The sequence below is a fragment of the Clostridium sp. AF32-7AC genome, assembly GCF_003477925.1.
GTDB classification, from domain to species: Bacteria; Bacillota; Clostridia; order Lachnospirales; family Lachnospiraceae; genus Otoolea; species Otoolea fessa.
In genome coordinates this window covers 159,565-177,485 of record NZ_QUEG01000005.1, presented here as the reverse complement: position 1 = coordinate 177,485, position 17,921 = coordinate 159,565, and the positions used below count along the sequence as shown (strand labels likewise).

The 17,921-nt window shown below is 49.7% G+C and carries 10 protein-coding genes and 1 other RNA gene; 10 read left to right on the top strand and 1 reads right to left on the bottom strand.

Annotated elements, in window-relative coordinates; genetic code table 11:
- The first annotated feature begins 23 nt into the window (after positions 1-23).
- The gene (locus DWZ45_RS09315; RefSeq protein WP_107000020.1) at positions 24-2,465 is read left to right on the top strand and encodes an MMPL family transporter; all 2,442 of its coding nucleotides are present in this window, start codon (positions 24-26) and stop codon (positions 2,463-2,465) included.
- Positions 2,449-5,079 carry a hypothetical protein gene (locus DWZ45_RS09310; protein WP_118468736.1) on the top strand — a complete coding sequence of 877 codons (2,631 nt, stop codon included), beginning with the start codon at positions 2,449-2,451 and terminating at the stop codon, positions 5,077-5,079. The genes DWZ45_RS09315 and DWZ45_RS09310 overlap by 17 nt, the downstream gene beginning before the upstream one ends.
- Before the next feature lie 74 nt (positions 5,080-5,153).
- Here DWZ45_RS09310 and ssrA read toward each other — a convergent pair.
- Positions 5,154-5,494, bottom strand: a transfer-messenger RNA (tmRNA) gene (ssrA, locus tag DWZ45_RS09305).
- A gap of 593 nt (positions 5,495-6,087) precedes the next feature.
- On the opposite strand from ssrA, the gene thrS reads away from it, so the two are divergent.
- The 8 genes from thrS (at position 6,088) to DWZ45_RS09260 (ending at position 17,742) form a co-directional block, all read left to right on the top strand.
- Entirely contained in the window at positions 6,088-8,025 is a 1,938-nt protein-coding gene (thrS, locus tag DWZ45_RS09300) for a threonine--tRNA ligase (protein WP_118468734.1), read from the top strand.
- Between the two features lie 355 nt (positions 8,026-8,380).
- On the top strand, positions 8,381-8,695 hold the full coding sequence (locus DWZ45_RS09295; RefSeq protein WP_107000017.1) for a DUF1540 domain-containing protein: 315 nt from the start codon (positions 8,381-8,383) through the stop codon (positions 8,693-8,695).
- A 491-nt stretch (positions 8,696-9,186) separates the two neighbouring features.
- Positions 9,187-9,681, top strand: a complete 495-nt coding sequence (gene infC / locus DWZ45_RS09290; protein ID WP_107000016.1) for a translation initiation factor IF-3 — start codon at positions 9,187-9,189, stop codon at positions 9,679-9,681.
- Between the two features lie 37 nt (positions 9,682-9,718).
- Positions 9,719-9,916: a 50S ribosomal protein L35 gene (gene rpmI, locus DWZ45_RS09285; protein ID WP_022358435.1), complete on the top strand. Its 198-nt coding sequence runs from the start codon at positions 9,719-9,721 to the stop codon at positions 9,914-9,916.
- A gap of 31 nt (positions 9,917-9,947) precedes the next feature.
- A complete protein-coding gene (rplT, locus tag DWZ45_RS09280) occupies positions 9,948-10,304 on the top strand; it encodes a 50S ribosomal protein L20 (RefSeq protein ID WP_022358436.1) in 357 nt (118 codons plus the stop codon).
- Positions 10,305-10,703: 399 nt separating this feature from the next.
- Complete coding sequence (locus DWZ45_RS09275) at positions 10,704-12,197, top strand: oxaloacetate decarboxylase subunit alpha (RefSeq protein ID WP_118468732.1); 1,494 nt, start codon at positions 10,704-10,706, stop codon at positions 12,195-12,197.
- Between the two features lie 501 nt (positions 12,198-12,698).
- Positions 12,699-15,233, top strand: a complete 2,535-nt coding sequence (locus tag DWZ45_RS09265; RefSeq protein WP_118468728.1) for an SH3 domain-containing protein — start codon at positions 12,699-12,701, stop codon at positions 15,231-15,233.
- Between the two features lie 124 nt (positions 15,234-15,357).
- A complete protein-coding gene (locus tag DWZ45_RS09260) occupies positions 15,358-17,742 on the top strand; it encodes a cadherin-like beta sandwich domain-containing protein (RefSeq protein ID WP_118468727.1) in 2,385 nt (794 codons plus the stop codon).
- Positions 17,743-17,921 lie beyond the last annotated feature (179 nt).

The following is a 17,921-nucleotide window of genomic DNA, read 5'->3' as shown; positions in this document are numbered from 1 at the left end:
TTGTATGACAGGAGCAAGCAGGCATGAAACTGAAATTTTTACATAAACGCAAAGAAGAAAAACAGACGGAAAAAGAAGCCTTCTCCCTGCCGAAATTCATCATTGAGCGGAGCAGGGCGATCGAGATTGTCTTTCTGGTTCTGGTGCTGATATCAGCGCTCATGGCGCCGTTTGTCGAGATCAACTATGATCTGACGGAATACCTGCCGTCGACCGTCCAGTCCAAACAGGGACTGGACCTGATGGAAGAGAAATTCGGCTACCCCGGCACGGGGCGCATCATGATTGATGATGTTTCGCTTTATGAGGCGAAAGCCTACAAGGATAAAATAGAGGCGTTGGACGGAGTCGATCAGGTCATGTGGCTCGATACATCGACCAGCGTATACGCGGCGGACGCATTTATCAACTTTAATAGTGTTGATGAGTATTACAAGGATAATACGGCGGTTATGGATATTGTTTTTGTAAACGGCGACACGGATAAGAGGACGTCCCAGACGATCGATGAGATCAAGGACATTCTCGGAGACAAGGGACATTACGTCGGCATGGCGGTTCAGAACAAATCGCTGCAGGAAAATGTTTCGAGCGAGATGAAGCTGATTATGACGCTGGCGGTCGTGGTTATTTTCCTGATTCTGACCGTGACGACGAACTCCTGGTTTGAACCGGTGCTGTATCTGACGGTCATGGGCGTGGCGATCGTCCTGAACAAAGGAACGAACCTGTTTATCGGGCGGATATCCTTTTTGACGAACAGTGTGTCGGCGGTCCTGCAGCTCGCCTGCTCGATGGATTATTCGATTTTCTTAAGCCACGCGTTTGCGAGGGAAAAGGCAAAGGGACTGGATCAGATGACCGCGTTAAGCAACGCGATCAATGAGGCATTAAACTCCATTTTCGCCAGCAGCCTGACGACGATCGTCGGATTTATCGTTCTGTGTTTTATGAAGTTTAATATCGGATTTGATATGGGACTTGTGCTGGCAAAAGGTATTGTCCTGAGTCTTCTGACAGTGGTGTTTTTTATGCCGGCGATGATTCTGCGTATGACGCCGATGATTGAGAAAACATCCCATCGTTCGTTCCTGCCGTCGTTTGATAAGCTCAGCCACGGTATCTACAACAGCCGCCGCATCGTGCTGATTCTGATTGCGGTGCTGGCGATCCCGGCATACACGGCGCAGAGCATGAACGATTTCCTCTACGGAAATGACGCGGTCGGCGCCAGCGAGGGAACGACGGTATATGAGGATGATGAGCTGATCACAGCGAAATTCGGACGAAGCAATATGATGATGGCAATCGTGCCGGATACTTCTTTTATCAAGGAAAAACAGTTCACGGATGAGCTGGAAGACCTGCCGTACATGAAGAGTGTAACGTCCTTGTCCGGGCAGCTCCCGGAGGGCGTACCGGAAGATTTCCTTCCGTACAGCATCACAAGCCAGTTACATAAAAAAGATTATGCGAGAATCCTTATTTACGTTAAGAGTAAGGGCGAGAGCAAGCTGGCGTACCAGTGCTCGGATGAGATCCAGGCGATCATGAAGAAATATTATCCGGAAAATTCGTATCTGGTCGGCACAACACCGTCCACACAGGACATCCAGACGACGATCACGAAGGATTACAGCCGTGTCAATGTGATGTCGCTGATCGGCGTATTTGTGGTTGTCATGTGGAGTTTTAAATCACTGATTATTCCGCTCCTTATCATGATTCCGATTGAGGTCGCGATTTTCGTCAATATGGCGGTACCGTACATCGTCGGAGACACGATGATTTTCATTGGTTACATTATCGTAAGCTGTATCCAGCTGGGCGCGACCGTCGATTATGCGATTCTGACGACGAACAATTATCTGGAATGCCGCAAGACGATGGATAAGAAGGAAGCGGCGATCGGGGCGCTGAATCTTGGTATTCCGGCGATTCTGACATCCGGTTCGATCCTGACCTGTGCCGGATATATTGTATACAAGGTATCGAGTGTCGCGGCGATCGGCGATCTGGGACATTTGATTGGACGGGGGGCTCTGATTAGTATGCTTTTTGTCTGCTCCCTGATGCCGGCATTTCTGGTATTGTTTGATCATATCCTGATGCAGAACGAATTTGAGAGGATTCATCTGTTTTTCAAAAAACGGCGCGAACGCCGCCATGCCCGTATGAAACGGGCGGCAAGACGCGTGGCTGGTGCCGTGTGGAAAGGGAAAAAGCCGCTGGTAGATTCAGTTACGTCGAAAAGAAAACAATTCGAAGCTGAAACGAAAGCGCTGGAAGATACAGAAATGACAGAGATGGGCGGTTCTCAAGAGAAAACAGATTCCGATGCGGAGGCGCGGGAGAAACACAGAAGAAAGCTCCGGCTACTCGGAAAAGTGAGAGAACGAAGAAAAGACCGGAAACGGAAGATGACAGAAAAAAGGGAGGCTGGAAGCCATGAAGAAGATCATTAGAAGAGGAGCGGCGGCGACGCTGGCAGCGGTTACGCTGGTAACGAGTGCGGCAGTTCCTGTCCGGGCGGCTGCACCAAGAGTTCAGGTAGATGAAACGATGTATGTCAATCTGGACTATTATGGAACGGCAACGCAGATCAATGTGGTCAAAGGCTGTACCACGAATGGACTGACCGAATATACCGATTATGGTACCTATGACAAGGTGGTCAACATGACGGACGACACGGCGCCGGAAATTGGCGATGGAACCGTCACATGGAAACTGCCGGAGAAGAATTCGCGTTTTTATTATCAATGTACGATGCCGAAAAACAGCGTCGATCTGCCCTGGACGTTTGACGTTTCCTATAAACTTAATGGAGTGGAAGCGGATGCATCCAAACTGGCGGGGGCGTCTGGTCTGGTTGAGGTCAATGTAAAGGCGACCCCGAATGAGGAGGCGAAGGCGTATTACAAAAATAATATGGTGTTGACCGTGCTTGTGCCGGTGGATATGGAGAAATGCTATAGTGTCGATGCGCCGGGCGCGCAGGTGCAGTCGGTTGGAAGCTATCAGGCGGCAATGTTTGCGGCGCTTCCGGGCGAGGACGGCGATTTTACAGTCCGGGTCGGCACGGATAAGTATGAGAATATCGGAGTCATTATGATGATGGTTCCGGGGACCCTGGATGAGCTGAACCGCATCAAGGATCTGAAAGAGGCGAAAGATACCTGGCGCGAGGATGGAAACAAGATGTATGACAGCATGAATGCGCTGTTAAAGACGATGGAATCCATGAAGTCGGATGTTTCCGGCGTGAAGGGCGGTCTGGCAAATCTCGATCAGGCGCGTGGAACCGTCAGTGCTAACCGGAAACAGATCGAGGCGCTCTCGACACAGGCGCTTGCCGATCTGCAGGCGGTCACGGATCAGACGACGGTCATGATTCCGTATTTACAGACGGCGCGCGATGCGGTGACGGATATTAACAGCAACACACAGGCGCTTTCCAATACGATGGAAGATATGCAGGATGAACTAGATCGCCTGTATGATCGTCTGGGAGGTTTGAGTAAATCGCTGCGTTCGGCAGCCGATGAGCTGAACAAGGGACTGCTCAGCCAGCAGTCGCAGGAGGAGATCGAGAAAGAGCTTGCTCAGAAGACGGCGGAAGTCCAGAAAATTTTGGAAGAACTCGATAAACTTCTGGGACAGGGAAATACCTCCCTGGCGGTGACAGAACAGGGGATTGGAAGCCTGAATCAGAGTTTAGCCACGTTAGACGGCATGAAGCTGAAACGGATCCGCAAGATGAAGAGTGCGGAGAAGGAAGAGACATCTGTATCGTCGGAGGCGGCATCTGGAAACGGAAATGGTCAGACAGCGGGGGCGGCTGGCAGCGCAGATATCACGGATTCTGCAGGTGCCGCCGATCATGCAAAAACTACGGGTTCTGCAAATACCACGGATGACGCGGAAATGGCAGCAGGCACTTCGGCCTCTGGCTCAGCAGGAACAGAAAGTAAAGATTCGGCTGAACAGGAAGCAGCGGGCGCAGGCATAGCGTCTGGTGCAGCTGGTAACCAGGCGGAAAAAGCGGCTGAATCAGCGACAAAGACGGAAGAGAAGAATCCTGCTTCGACGGCAGACAAGGCAGAGACGGATTCTGCTAAGAATTCGGGTTCCGCTTCGGAAGACAACTCCTCGGGTCAGGATGCAGAGGTGAATGCATTTGGAACCGAGGTTTCTGCGGGAGCCCTGACAGCCGGACCGTCCGGCGAGCCGGGAAGCGGCGGTGTCAATGATGCGAGCTGGGAAGATGAGATTGGCAATGCAGAAGATGATGTAGAGGAGGCGCTGGAGTCTCTGTCAGCGACTACTTATTCTGCGGATGCTGCAAGTCTGGTGGAAGAGACGAAGGGCATTTTCCAGAAAGTGGAGCAGGCGCAGAAAACTGCGAAAACGATTGTGAATAAAGTGAATGGTGCGTTCAAGACGGCGGGAGATATTACTGGCAAGACGGGTTCGACTTTATCGGCGCTCAGAAGTTCGACCGATGAACTGATTAATTTGCTGGATGATATGCGGGTCCTGATTGACACAACGGATAAATATGTGCCGACGATGCTGGATTCCCTGTCTGATGCTGAAGAACTGATGAACCGGCTGACCAGGGCGCTTTATACCACACATGATATGCTCAGTCTTTTGAATGACACGCTGATTTCGGCAGGTGATTCGCTGGATGCCGGAACCAAGGCAACGCTGCAGGGCATGGAGAAGATTCTTGATAAGAACCTGACCATGATCGATCAGCTTGCGGCGGTTCGGGAAGCGGGGGAAAACATGAAGAGTACGCTCGATGAGCAGATCGATAAGTTTGAGGATGAGAACAACTTCCTGAACATAGATCCGGAGGCGGAGAAGATTTCCTTTACCTCCTCGAAAAATCCGTCCCCGAACAGCGTGCAGATCGTCCTGCGGACCGATGAGATCAGCGATGATGATGAATCAACCGATATCTCCGATCAGGAGGCAGACGGCAGCAGTGAAGAAGGTCCGTTAAAACGGATGTGGAATGTGCTGGTGGCGATCGTGAAGGCGATTATTGAGATATTCCAGAATCGGTAAAAGATGCAGAATAAAAATAGATAAGAAAAAGAACTGCCGCATCAGCAAATGATTTGCTGGGCGGCAGTTCTTTTTAGTGGACCAGACGGGAGTTGAACCCGTGTCCAAAAACCAATTCCCTGTTCTTCTACTATCATAGTCCGTTCTTTGACATTCCCTCTATCCTGCGGAAACGAACATCCTCAGAACTTCAGTAGTTCCTGATACGCCTGACAGTCCGGAACCCGCCTGTCATCGTTTCTCACATATTCGATGCCAGATTCTTAAAGTGTGAGTGCTCTAAGGCTGACAACTGCCAAATTAGGCAGCGTATGCTAATTTGTTGTTAGCGTTTAATTTTAAGTTTGCCATTTAACGCATCGCATGCGGATAGCTTCACCAGCTTCATGATCCCTGTCGAAACCGGTACTGGCCCTTATATTTAGATCCTTATTATCATACCATGAAAGAGGCGGTCTGTCAATGCAGTGAAAACTCAAGAGAAAAATATCTTGACAAAATAGAAACAGCTGATATAATCGAGACTGTAATGATGAACCAGAAACGGGTTTATCTATATAAAGAAAGTGTTGAGAAGACCAGTAGGATTGTGGAACTGGACAGAGAACGGCGTCGCAGGAAAAGCCTGAAATAACAGAGGCAGGTGGCTGTGGGTGGAAGCGCCGGACAGGAAAACAAATCTGAATACCAGCTTTGAATGTCCCTTAATCGGGAACGGTGATTCCGTTATCATCAGAATGAAGTGGAGTCGATCCGAACGATCGATTCAATAAGGGTGGAACCGCGATTTATCGTCCCTTAGTCAGAAACATCTGGCTAAGGGATTTTTTGTTTCATAGGAAATTGCGTCCTATGAAACAAAAAACGCTCCGCGGGATGCGCACTCGCGCGAAGAAGCAACATGTCGCAAGCGACCGTGCTCGGCGCGAGAATGTGCCAAGACACATTCTTTTTTGGTTCTTCTGGTCAGGAAGCTTTTATTATTTCAGAACGAAAAGGAGAAAAAAGATGAAGATCACATTAAAAGATGGCTCTGTCAAAGAATATGCGAGCCCGATGTCCATCATCGACATTGCAAAAGACATCAGCGAAGGCCTGGCGAGAGTGGCATGTCTGGGTGAGGTTGACGGTGAGGAAGAAGATCTTCGTACCGTGATCGACCATGACTGTCAGTTAAATATCCTGACTGCAAAGGATGAGAAAGGTCTGGCAGCTCTGCGCCATACCGCCAGCCATGTAATGGCACAGGCTGTAAAACGCCTTTACCCGGAGACAAAACTTGCGATTGGACCGTCCATCGCAGACGGTTTCTACTATGATGTCGATCCGGCTACCCCTCTGACTGCAGAGGATCTGCCAAAGATCGAGGCAGAGATGAAGAAAATCATCAAAGAAGCACTTCCACTGGAGCGCTTTACTCTGCCGAGAAATGAAGCGATCGAGTTCATGAAGGAGAAAGAGGAGCCGTACAAGGTAGAATTAATCGAGGATCTGCCGGAGGATGCAGAGATTAGCTTCTACCGTCAGGGTGATTTTACTGACTTATGTGCAGGACCTCACATGATGAACACCAAGGGTGTTGGTAAGGCATTTAAGCTGATGAATCTGGCAGGCGCATACTGGAGAGGCAGCGAGAAGAACAAAATGCTGACCCGTATCTATGCGACCGCATTTGCAACCAAAGAGGATCTGGAAGCATACATCACAATGATGGAAGAGGCAAAGAAACGTGACCATCGTAAACTGGGCAAAGAACTTGGCCTGTTCATGATGCACGATGCAGGTCCGGGTTTCCCGTTCTTCCTGCCGAAGGGCATGGTACTGAAAAATACCCTGCTTGATTACTGGAGAGAAATCCATAAAAAAGCTGGTTATGTAGAGATTTCCACTCCGATCATCCTGAATCGCAAGCTCTGGGAGACTTCCGGACACTGGGATCATTACAAAAACAACATGTATACAACTGTGATCGATGAAGAGGATTACGCAATTAAACCAATGAACTGTCCGGGCGGCGTTTTAGTATACGCTTCTGAGCCACGTTCCTACCGTGATCTGCCGTTGCGTATGGGTGAGCTTGGTATCGTTCATCGTCATGAGAAATCTGGTCAGCTTCATGGTCTGATGCGTGTACGCTGTTTCACACAGGATGATGCACATATCTTCATGACACCGGAGCAGATCAAGGACGAGATCAAGGGCGTTGTACACCTGATCAACCAGGTATATTCCCTGTTTGGGTTCAAATATCACGTAGAGCTGTCCACCCGTCCGGAAGACAGCATGGGAAGTGATGAAGATTGGGAGATGGCAACCGAAGGCTTGCGTTCCGCTCTGGAAGAGCTGGGACTGCCGTATGTGGTAAACGAGGGCGATGGCGCATTCTATGGACCGAAGATCGACTTCCATCTGGAAGATTCTATCGGAAGAACCTGGCAGTGTGGTACCATCCAGCTTGACTTCCAGCTTCCACAGCGATTTGAATTAGAGTACACCGGAGCAGACGGCGAGAAACATCGTCCGATCATGATTCACCGTGTTGTATTTGGTTCCATCGAGCGTTTCATCGGTATCCTGATCGAGCACTTCGCAGGTGCATTCCCAACCTGGCTGGCACCGGTACAGGTAAAGATTCTTCCAATCTCTGACAAATACGCAGATTACAGCAAGGAAGTTCTGGACAAGCTGACCGAGGCTGGCATCCGTGCAGAGATGGATACACGTTCCGAGAAGATCGGCTACAAGATCCGCGAGGCACAGACCCAGAAGATCCCGTACATGCTGGTTGTTGGACAGAAAGAGGAAGAAGAGAAGACCGTTTCCGTCCGCAGTCGTTTTGCGGGTGACGAGGGCGCAAGCAGTGTAGAGAGCTTCATCGAGTCCATCCAGAAGGAGATCGAAGAGAAAAACCTGCGTGAGACTGTGAAAGCAGACGAAGCTAAATAATTTTGAAAAATTAAAAAATCCGGCAGACGCATCTGTGAGATAAAATCATGGATGCGTTTGTTTTAGTTTACACGAATAAATCCAAAAAAGAAGCAGATACTACTCCTGAATCTAAAAACCAGTAACTGTTCACAGGCAGGAATTTTCTGAACTGAAAATTCCGTACGATACAGTTCTGGTTGCCGATTTTGCCGATTTGGAATGCGAAGTATCGGTAAAATCCCGTTACTGGTCATACATGTGTGAACAGCAACGAAAACCATGACACATTGAAAAGTGTATCGCTGAAAAGTTTGACGGCTGGATGCCGGAGGAGACTTTCGGTGATGCATGTCAGAAAACAGGAGGAAAAATCATGACAAAACTGGATTGTAGTGTAACCGGATGTATGCACAATGCGGAAAACTGCTGCTGTAAAAATACCATTCTGGTAGAAGGAAAGACGGCGCAGGATAAATGCGATACCTGCTGCGGCAGCTTCGACGAGAAGAAAGGCGGCACATTCCGCAACCTTTTTAAAACACCGGAGAGCCGTCTCGAAGTAGAGTGCGAGGCAACGAACTGTGTTTATAATACAGACCGCCGGTGCAGCGCGGAACACATCGGAATCACCGGAGGCAATGCGACGGTTTCTATGCAGACGGAATGTTCGAGTTTCCAGAAACGGTGACTGGTGCGGTTTTCTTTTTTAATAGAAGAAAGCCTGCATAAGTATTCGAAATAAAAAATGCCGCCGGATATGGAAAATTCTGTCAGAAACGAAGCAAAACTGGGCAGAGGTAATGATATCCGGCGGTAGTTTTTAGTATGTCCGTAAATGTATTTGCGTACGTTGCCGTCATTTGCGCAACACGTGAACCATATTTAAAAATCATTTGTAAATCTTCTCAAAAATCTCGAAAAAACCGGTTGACATTCCAAAGAAACCATAGTATACTAACAAAAGTTGTGAGGAAACAACTTTACGAAGACAGGAAAGCAGGTTATCTACCTCACCTCAGCACGAGCAAGTGACTGTGGGTTCATAAATTTGAGAAATTTCCTATATTGGATTTCCTATTATGAGTAAGTGGATGGTCTGTACTGTTCACTTATTTTTTTTGACACTGAATCAACCAAAATCATCACATATCATGGGGGTGCACGACTATTAGCGAGTTAATGATTAACGAACAGATTAGAGACAGAGAGGTTCGTTTGATTGGCGAAAATGGAGAGCAGCTTGGAATCATGTCCGCAAAGGATGCTTACAAGTTAGCGAAAGAAGCGGAACTGGATTTAGTAAAGATTGCTCCGACTGCGAAGCCGCCGGTCTGCAAGATTATCGATTACGGTAAATACAGATACGAGCTTGCAAGAAAAGAAAAAGAAGCTAAGAAGAAACAGAAGGTAATCGAGATCAAGGAAGTTCGTCTTTCCCCGAATATCGATGAAAATGACCTGAATACCAAGATGAACAATGCGAGAAAATTCCTGGAAAAAGGCAATAAAGTAAAGGTTACACTTCGTTTCAGAGGTCGTGAGATGGCACATATGTCAAAGACAAAGTATATCCTTGACGATTTTGCAGAGAAGCTTGCCGATATCGCAGCCGTTGATAAACCGGCAAAAGTAGAAGGAAGAAGTATTGTACTGTTCCTTTCTGCGAAACGCTAGATATAAGGACATAACTATTATTAAGGAGGACTACACCATGCCTAAAATGAAAACAAGCAGAGCAGCTGCTAAACGTTTTAAAACAACCGGAACCGGAAAGTTAGTAAGAAATAAAGCTTACAAATCCCACATCTTAACTAAGAAATCTACAAAGAGAAAAAGAAATCTTAGAAAAGACATCGTTACTGATGCTACAAACAGCAAGGTAATGAAGAAGATTTTACCGTACTTATAAGATTCGAGGATTAAGAAGGAGGAAATAACCGATGGCAAGAGTAAAAGGCGGATTAAACGCTAAAAAGAAACACAATAGAGTATTAAAGCTGGCAAAGGGTTACAGAGGCGCACGTTCCAAACAGTACCGTGTAGCTAAGCAGTCCGTAATGAGAGCTCTTACAAGCTCCTACGCTGGTCGTAAAGAGAGAAAGAGACAGTTCAGACAGCTGTGGATCGCTCGTATCAACGCAGCAGCACGTATCAATGGTCTGTCCTACAGCAAGTTCATGTACGGCTTAAAGCAGGCTGGTGTTGAGATGAACCGCAAGATCCTTTCTGACATGGCTATCAACGATGCAGAAGGTTTCGCAAAACTGGCAGAGCTGGCTAAGTCCAAACTTGCGTAAGCAAAGAGCAGTGCGAAAAAAAGAGGCCACACACAGAAGCGTTGTGTTTACACAAAAGCAGCTGTGTGTGGCTTCTTTTTTTCATAGGGCGAATGCCCGACAGCGAGGAAAAACGAAGTTTTTTCGAGCTGCCGCACTGCGGACTAGAAAGACGTGACCAAGAAATTTTTTTTCTCCAGCCGCCCCCACGCGGCGCAGAGGAAAGCTCCCTGACATCAGCAAAAATCACAACCCACATTTCCACGATATAGAATTTACTTATGAAATTATATTAAAAAAACTATCCAGAAATCGGAAAACTTGTGGTATAATAGATAAAAATATGGCTGTGAATTATTTAATCAGCCAGGTCGCAGATAGTTGACTCATAATAAAAGTGTATTGGGAGGTATCTTTAGAATGGCAAATGAAAAGAAAAAGCCGGTTAAGATCGTGGAAACTGTCCTTCGTGACGCGCACCAGTCTCTGATTGCAACCAGAATGACAACGGAGCAGATGCTTCCGATCATCGGAAAGATGGATGAGGTTGGATACCATGCAGTAGAATGCTGGGGCGGAGCGACATTCGATGCCAGCCTTCGTTTCCTGAAGGAGGATCCGTGGGAGCGCCTTAGAAAGCTGAGAGATGGTTTTAAGAAGACAAAACTTCAGATGCTGTTCCGTGGACAGAATATTCTGGGTTATAACCACTATGCAGATGATGTGGTAGAATATTTCGTACAGAAATCAGTTGCCAATGGTATTGATATTATCCGTATTTTTGATTGTTTAAATGATATCCGCAACCTGGAGACAGCGGTAAAGGCAGCCAACAAAGAAAAAGCACACGCACAGATAGCGCTGAGCTATACACTGGGTGATGCATATACACTGGATTATTGGAAAGACATTGCAAAGAGAATCGAGGATATGGGCGCTGATTCCCTGTGTATCAAGGATATGGCAGGTCTTCTGACTCCGTATAATGCAGAGATCCTTGTAAAAGCACTGAAAGAGGCAGTTGATCTTCCGATTGATATCCATACGCATTACACCTCCGGCGTTGCAGCCATGACTTACTTAAAGGCAGTGGAAGCGGGCGCTGACATGATCGATACCGCGATGTCCCCATTCTCGATGGGAACGAGCCAGCCGGCGACCGAGGTTATGGTTGAGACCTTCAAAGGTACTCCGTATGATACCGGACTGGATCAGGAAAAACTGGCGGAGATCGCAGATTACTTCCGCCCGATGCGTGAGGAAGCGTTAAAGAGTGGTCTGATGAATACCAAGGTTCTGGGCGTTGACATCAATACCCTGCGTTATCAGGTTCCGGGCGGTATGCTTTCCAACCTGGTTTCCCAGCTGAAAGAAGCGCGCGCAGAGGATAAATACTACGATGTTCTGAAAGAGATCCCGAGAGTCCGCAAAGACTTCGGTGAGCCGCCGTTAGTTACTCCGTCTTCCCAGATCGTTGGTACGCAGGCTGTATTAAATGTCCTGATGGGCGAGCGCTACAAGATGTTCACAAAGGAATCCAAGAAACTTCTGATGGGCGAGTTCGGACAGACTGTAAAGCCGTTCGACAAAGAAGTTCAGAAGAAAGCAATCGGCGATGCAAAACCGATCACCTGTCGTCCGGCAGATCTGATCGAGCCGCAGCTTGAGAAGATTGAGGCGGAGATGAAGCAGTGGAAGCAGCAGGATGAGGATGTCCTGACTTATGCACTGTTCCCACAGGTAGCAAAAGAGTTCTTCGAGTCCCGTCCGGCAAAGAAACCGCCGGTTGAGAAACGCGAAATCCTGAAAGCGGCTGCACCGGAAGTAAAGAAAGCACCGGTGTCCACTGAGGAGATGGATGGAAACGGAATCAATACCTGGGCTGGAAGAAAAAGCGAGTCTTACCAGATCTAAGCTAAAAAGAATTTAAGGATTTTGAGCCAAAAGGAGTGCCAGAATCGGTAGAGTGTACCGGGTTGGCACTCCCTTTTTTATTTCATAGGAAATTATGTCCTATGAAACAAAAAAACGCTCCGCGAGGATGCGCACTCGCGCGAAGCAGAAACATGTCGCAAGCGACCGCGCTCGGCGCGAGAATGTGCCAAGGCACATTCTTTTTCATGCGGTCATGCATTCAAAAATCATGTATCCGGAAAACATTTCGAAGCCAACCTATACTGCTTCTAAAAATTAAGAAAATCTTACAATTTCACGCAAAGACCCCAAATTTTGCGAAGTTTTTTCGGTAAGGTTGACACATATGGTCTTTTTTCATTATAATAGATACGATTGTAAAAACGTGAAAAAGATGGAAAACAGTCGAGCGGCTGTCTGGAAATGCGGCGGCAGACAGAATAAGAATTCCGCTGCGGGGGATGAATTGCAGAAACCGCAGCAGAATGAGGAGATAGACGGATGAAAAAATGGAAGTTATTGGGGAAACGGGCGGCGGCGTTTCTGCTGGGCGCTGTGATGGCGGTCAACCCAGGGCTGGCAGGTACTGCAGCAGAGTCTTTGCTGGGGATCGTCAGCTATGCGGAAGAGAGAACCGCGTCGGTCAATGCGACAAACCTGAATGTCCGGAGTGGACCGGGCACTTCGTATCAGGCACTAGCGAAGCTGTCCAAGGGCGCACCGGTTACAGTACTTGGTGAGCAGACGGGAACGGATGGCGTCGTATGGTATCAGATACGATATAGCGGAAGCAGCGGTGAGCAGACGGGGTATGTTTCGAGCAAATACATAAAGTTTCCGACGGCGATCAAATCGGATTCGGATTTTGAAATCTATCTGACAAAGCAGGGATTTCCGGAGAGCTATAAACAGGGGCTCCGGGAATTGCATGCACAATATCCGAATTGGACGTTCACGGCGTTCCAGACGAATCTGGATTGGAACACAGCGTTGAAAAATGAAAGCGTGATCGGGCGGAACCTGGTTGCGAGCAGCAGCATTTCGTCCTGGAAATCGACCGAGACAGGTGCGTATGACTGGGGAACCGGAACCTGGCCGGGTTTTGACGGAAGCTCCTGGGTACAGGCGTCTTCGGATATTATCGCCTATTATATGGATCCGCGGAATTTCTTAAATGATAAATATATTTACCAGTTCATGAAACAGTCGTATGACAGTTCGCTTCACACGAAGACGGGGCTGCAGAACATGGTGAGCGGAACCTTCCTTTCCGGCACGGTGTCGGGCGGCTCGTCGGTATCGGCCGGTACGGGAAGTAGTTCAGGAAGCTCTTCTTCCGGTTCAGCGACGGGACCGGGAAGTTCGTCAGGTTCGAGCGGAAGCAGCGCCGGTCTGTCGTCTCCGATCGCTTCGATCAGCGATCATAAGACGGAGCGGGTGGCAGCGACCAATGGACCGGGCATGGCGGGAGATGGATTTTCTTCCAACAATGCAGACGGGGAGACGGCGCCGGTCAGCAGCGGCACATCGAATAAGTCATCGGGGACAACCAGTAGCACGGCTGGAACCACCAGTGGCAGTACAAGCGCACCGGAAAGCAGCACAACTGGAACAACTTCTGGTTCAACCAGCAGCGGAAGAACAAGTGCACCGGGAAGTGGCACTTCCAGCAGTTCGGGAACTTCCACGGGAGTGGCGCAGCAGTCTGAAATCGGTACTTCCTATGTAGATATCATCATGAATGCGGCATCCGAATCGGGAGTCAATCCATATATTCTGGCGTCGATGATTCTGCAGGAACAGGGCAGCCAGGGAACCGGACGCAGTATTTCCGGAACGGTGTCCGGCTATCAGGGATATTATAACTTCTTTAATATAGAGGCATATCAGTCCGGCTCGATGAGTGCGGTAGAACGCGGACTCTGGTGGGCATCCCAGTCGGGAACCTATCTGCGCCCGTGGAACAGCATCGAGAAATCGATCCGTGGCGGTTCGGTTTATTACGGCGAGAATTATGTAAAAAAAGGACAGGATACGCTGTACTTAAAGAAATTTAATGTGCAGGGCAGCAACCTTTATAAACACCAGTACATGACGAACGTGCAGGCGGCAGCTGCCGAAGGACTGACGCTTTCGAAGATCACGGCATTGGCAAATACAACACTTGAGTTCTCGATTCCGGTGTATAAAAACATGCCGGCGGGCGCCTGCGTCAAACCGACGCTGGACGGCAGCCCGAACAACAAGCTGTCGGCGCTGGGTGTCGATGGATTTGCACTGACACCGACCTTTAACCGAGATACAGAGTCCTACGATCTGATCGTGGATCCATCGGTGGCAAGTGTGACGGTAGCAGCGAGCGCGATTGATTCCAAGGCAACGATTGCCGGAACGGGAACGGTCGATTTGCAGAGCGGTGTCAATGAGATCACCGTGACGGTCAAAGCGGCAAATGGAAATCTGCGAAATTACGTCCTTCACGTAGTGCGCCAGTCGGGCGGTCCGACCTACTCAAGCTCGATTGGAAGCGGCGTTTCCTCTGGAAGCAGCTCTAGCGGTCCGGCGACGGGACCGGGCATGTCTTCAGGAAGCAGTTCAGGAAATTCTTCCTCCGGCGGTTCGGATGTGCAGATTGTCGGTCCGACCTCTTCGGGAAGCAGTTCAGGAAGCTCTCCTTCCGGGCAGTTCGCACCGGGATCGAATGTGAATGGATTTGGGAGCGGCAGTTCCGGAACCCTGATTGCGCCAAATGGGGAGTCTGTCGGGAGCGCCGGCAGTCCGCAGGGGAGTCAGTCGCCGACCAGCGCGACGGCACCATCCCAGTCCACATCGGGAACGCATGCGGCATCGTCGGTGCGCGGGGATGTCAACGGCGACGGTAAGCTGAACATCATGGATATCCTGCTGGCACAGCGGTCGATACTGGGACTTGGAAAGTTAAGAGCGGAAGAAATCGCGCGCGCCGACCTCAATGGAAATGGAAAAGTAGATATTTTGGATGTTCTTTTGATGCAGAAGAAGATTTTGGGACTGTAGGGATATTTCACGTACCTGCGGCTGGTCTTGAGAGATGGCAGCGGGTACGTGAAAATTTGTAAAGAAAGGGAACGGTGCAGATATGGGACCGTTACCAATAAAGAATATAGGACAGGGCAGTTGAATGAAAAGGTTTAAAAATATCATATTAGGTATACTTGCGGCAGGTATGCTGACGGTGGCGGCGCCGGTTGGCGGGATCAGCGCCTATGCATCCAGCGCAAAAATTTCATTTTCCGATCCGAGTGCGACGGTGGGGCAGGAGTTCAGCGTCAATGTGAAGATCTCCTCTCAGGATGGAAATCTAGGGGCATCCGACGTGGTACTTTCCTATGATCCGTCGGTCATTGAGTTTGTGAGCGGAAATAACGCAAGCGGCGGTGCAGGTTCCGTCCGCCTGGTTGGAACGATGGATTCCAATTCGACGAAGGCATTTTCCTATACGCTGAAATTCAAGGCAGTGCAGGCGGGAAATACTTCGATCTCTGTGGGAAGTTATGAAGTCTATGACTCAGATGCACAGGCAGTCACAGTTTCTAAAACGGGGACGGCGAGCGTCAAAGTAAAAGCACCGGCAACCTCCTCGGCGGAAGCGGCGCTTTCGTCCTTGAAGATTTCTCCAGGAACACTTTCTCCTGCATTTTCGCCAAATGTGACTTCCTATACAGCGCAGGTAGGAGCCAGCGTCGATAAGCTGGCGGTCAGCGCGAGTGCGAAGGACAGCAAGGCGAAAGTCCTTGTCAGCGGTGATTCCAGCTTAAAGGTAGGTGCTAATACCGTTGTCTGCAAGGTGACGGCGGAGGATGGACAGACAACTAAGAGCTACACGATCACAGTCAATAAGCTGGATACGGTCGATGTGCCGTCAGAGGCGGAGACAGGGGCTGAAACAGAGGCAGTTGGGACAACGCCGGTTGTGACAAACGGGCTGGATGTGGAAATAGACGGCGTTTCCTATACGGTGGCGACGGAATTTGATGCCTCCCTGCTTCCGGAAGGATATACGCAGTCTACCTGTACTTATGGCGGTTCAGAGGTCCAGTGTGGAAATGGCAATGACCTGACGCTTCTGTATTTGCAGGGTGCCGATGGAAATGGTGCGTTTTATATTTATATACCGGAATCCGGTGTGTTATCGCCGTATGTGACGATCGATGTGACAGCAAAGTCGATTCTGGTGCTTCCACCGGATGAGTCGGTTCAGATTCCGGATGGATTTATGGAGACGACCATTCAGTTAAACGGCACGTATAAAGTGCAGGGCTGGGTGTGGAAGAGCGATGAACAGCAGAAGTATTGTGTCGTATATGGTATGAATGAGAGCGGCGAGAAGTCGCTGTACCGGTATGATATTGCAGAAAAGACCTTCCAGCGGTATTTTGAAGACCCGTCTCTGGCAACTAAATACGATGATGCACAAGTGGAAGAGATTGTAGATAAGTACAACGCACTTTGCAGGGATTATAATATCCGCTTTGTCATGCTTGCGGTTCTGGGCGTAGCGTGTGTAATCTTGTTCTTTATCGTGATCAATCTTCTGCTCAAGCGGAAAGAGTGGAGAGAGGAAGCGCAGGCAGCCGGAGGCAGACAGAGGTCCAAGCGCCGTCCGTCATCGCCGAATGCACGACCGGCGGCAGACGCACGGGTGAAACGAGGCACTGGGCGCGACAAGAGAGAAGATGGGGAAATGACGCCGGCAAGACCGGCAGCGCGGAGTGAGAAGGAGCGCATGGCAGCGGATGACAGACGCCGCCCGTCCGCAGAGCGGATGGAGGAAGGGCGTCGGAGTGCGCGCCGAACCCAAGAGACGCTGGAGACAAGACCGGTCCGCCGGGAGCGGGAAGAGGAGCGCGAGACGCCGCCGGTCCGCCGGACAAGGGATGAGGGGCACGCGTCCCAGCCGGTTCGCCGGGAGCGGAGTATGGAGGCAGCAGCATCGGCAGACCGCGCAAAACGGATGCCGGAGGAAAGACGCCGCCGGGAAGCAGGAAGCGAAAATCGTTCCGAACGCGTCCGTAGAGAAATGCCAGAAGAAAGCAGTCCGGCTTGTGTCCGCAGAGAGGCATCAGAAGAAGAACGTCTGCAGCGCACCCGCAGAGATGCGGCAGAGGAAAGCCGTACTGAGCGTCCTCGCAGAACTTCGGCAGACGGAAGCCGTGCAGAGCGGGAACGCCAGGCAGTGGCAGAAAGCCGACGCACAGAACGGGAACGTGCCGTTTCAGCAAAAGAAAGCCGCCTGCAGCGCGATTACACGCCTGCATCGGCGCATCGTGCGGCGAAAGAGTCTGCAGCATCGGGAGACCGCCGGAATGCGCGCCCGGCGATTCATGTGCGTCCGGCATCCCGCTCGGAGCTTTACTACACGCTGGAACGGGAGGAATACGGTGATCGCCCAACGAGATATGAGTCGGAATCAGAGCGATCCAGACGCGCCCGCGAGGCAAAAGCCCGGTTAGAGCGGGATCGGCGTGATGAGGATGGATTTGAGTATATCGACGATCCGCAGTAAATAAAAGAGGAAAAGATGGATATCTGTCCAGGAGATTTCTGGCGGGTATCTGTCTTTTCTTTTATATCGCTTTTTTTGTAACAAGTTCACGTTACTGTTCACGCATACGTGCCCAGTAACGGAATTTGCCGTGGCTTCGCATTTAAATACGGCAAATTCCTGCTGCTACCACGTTTTCT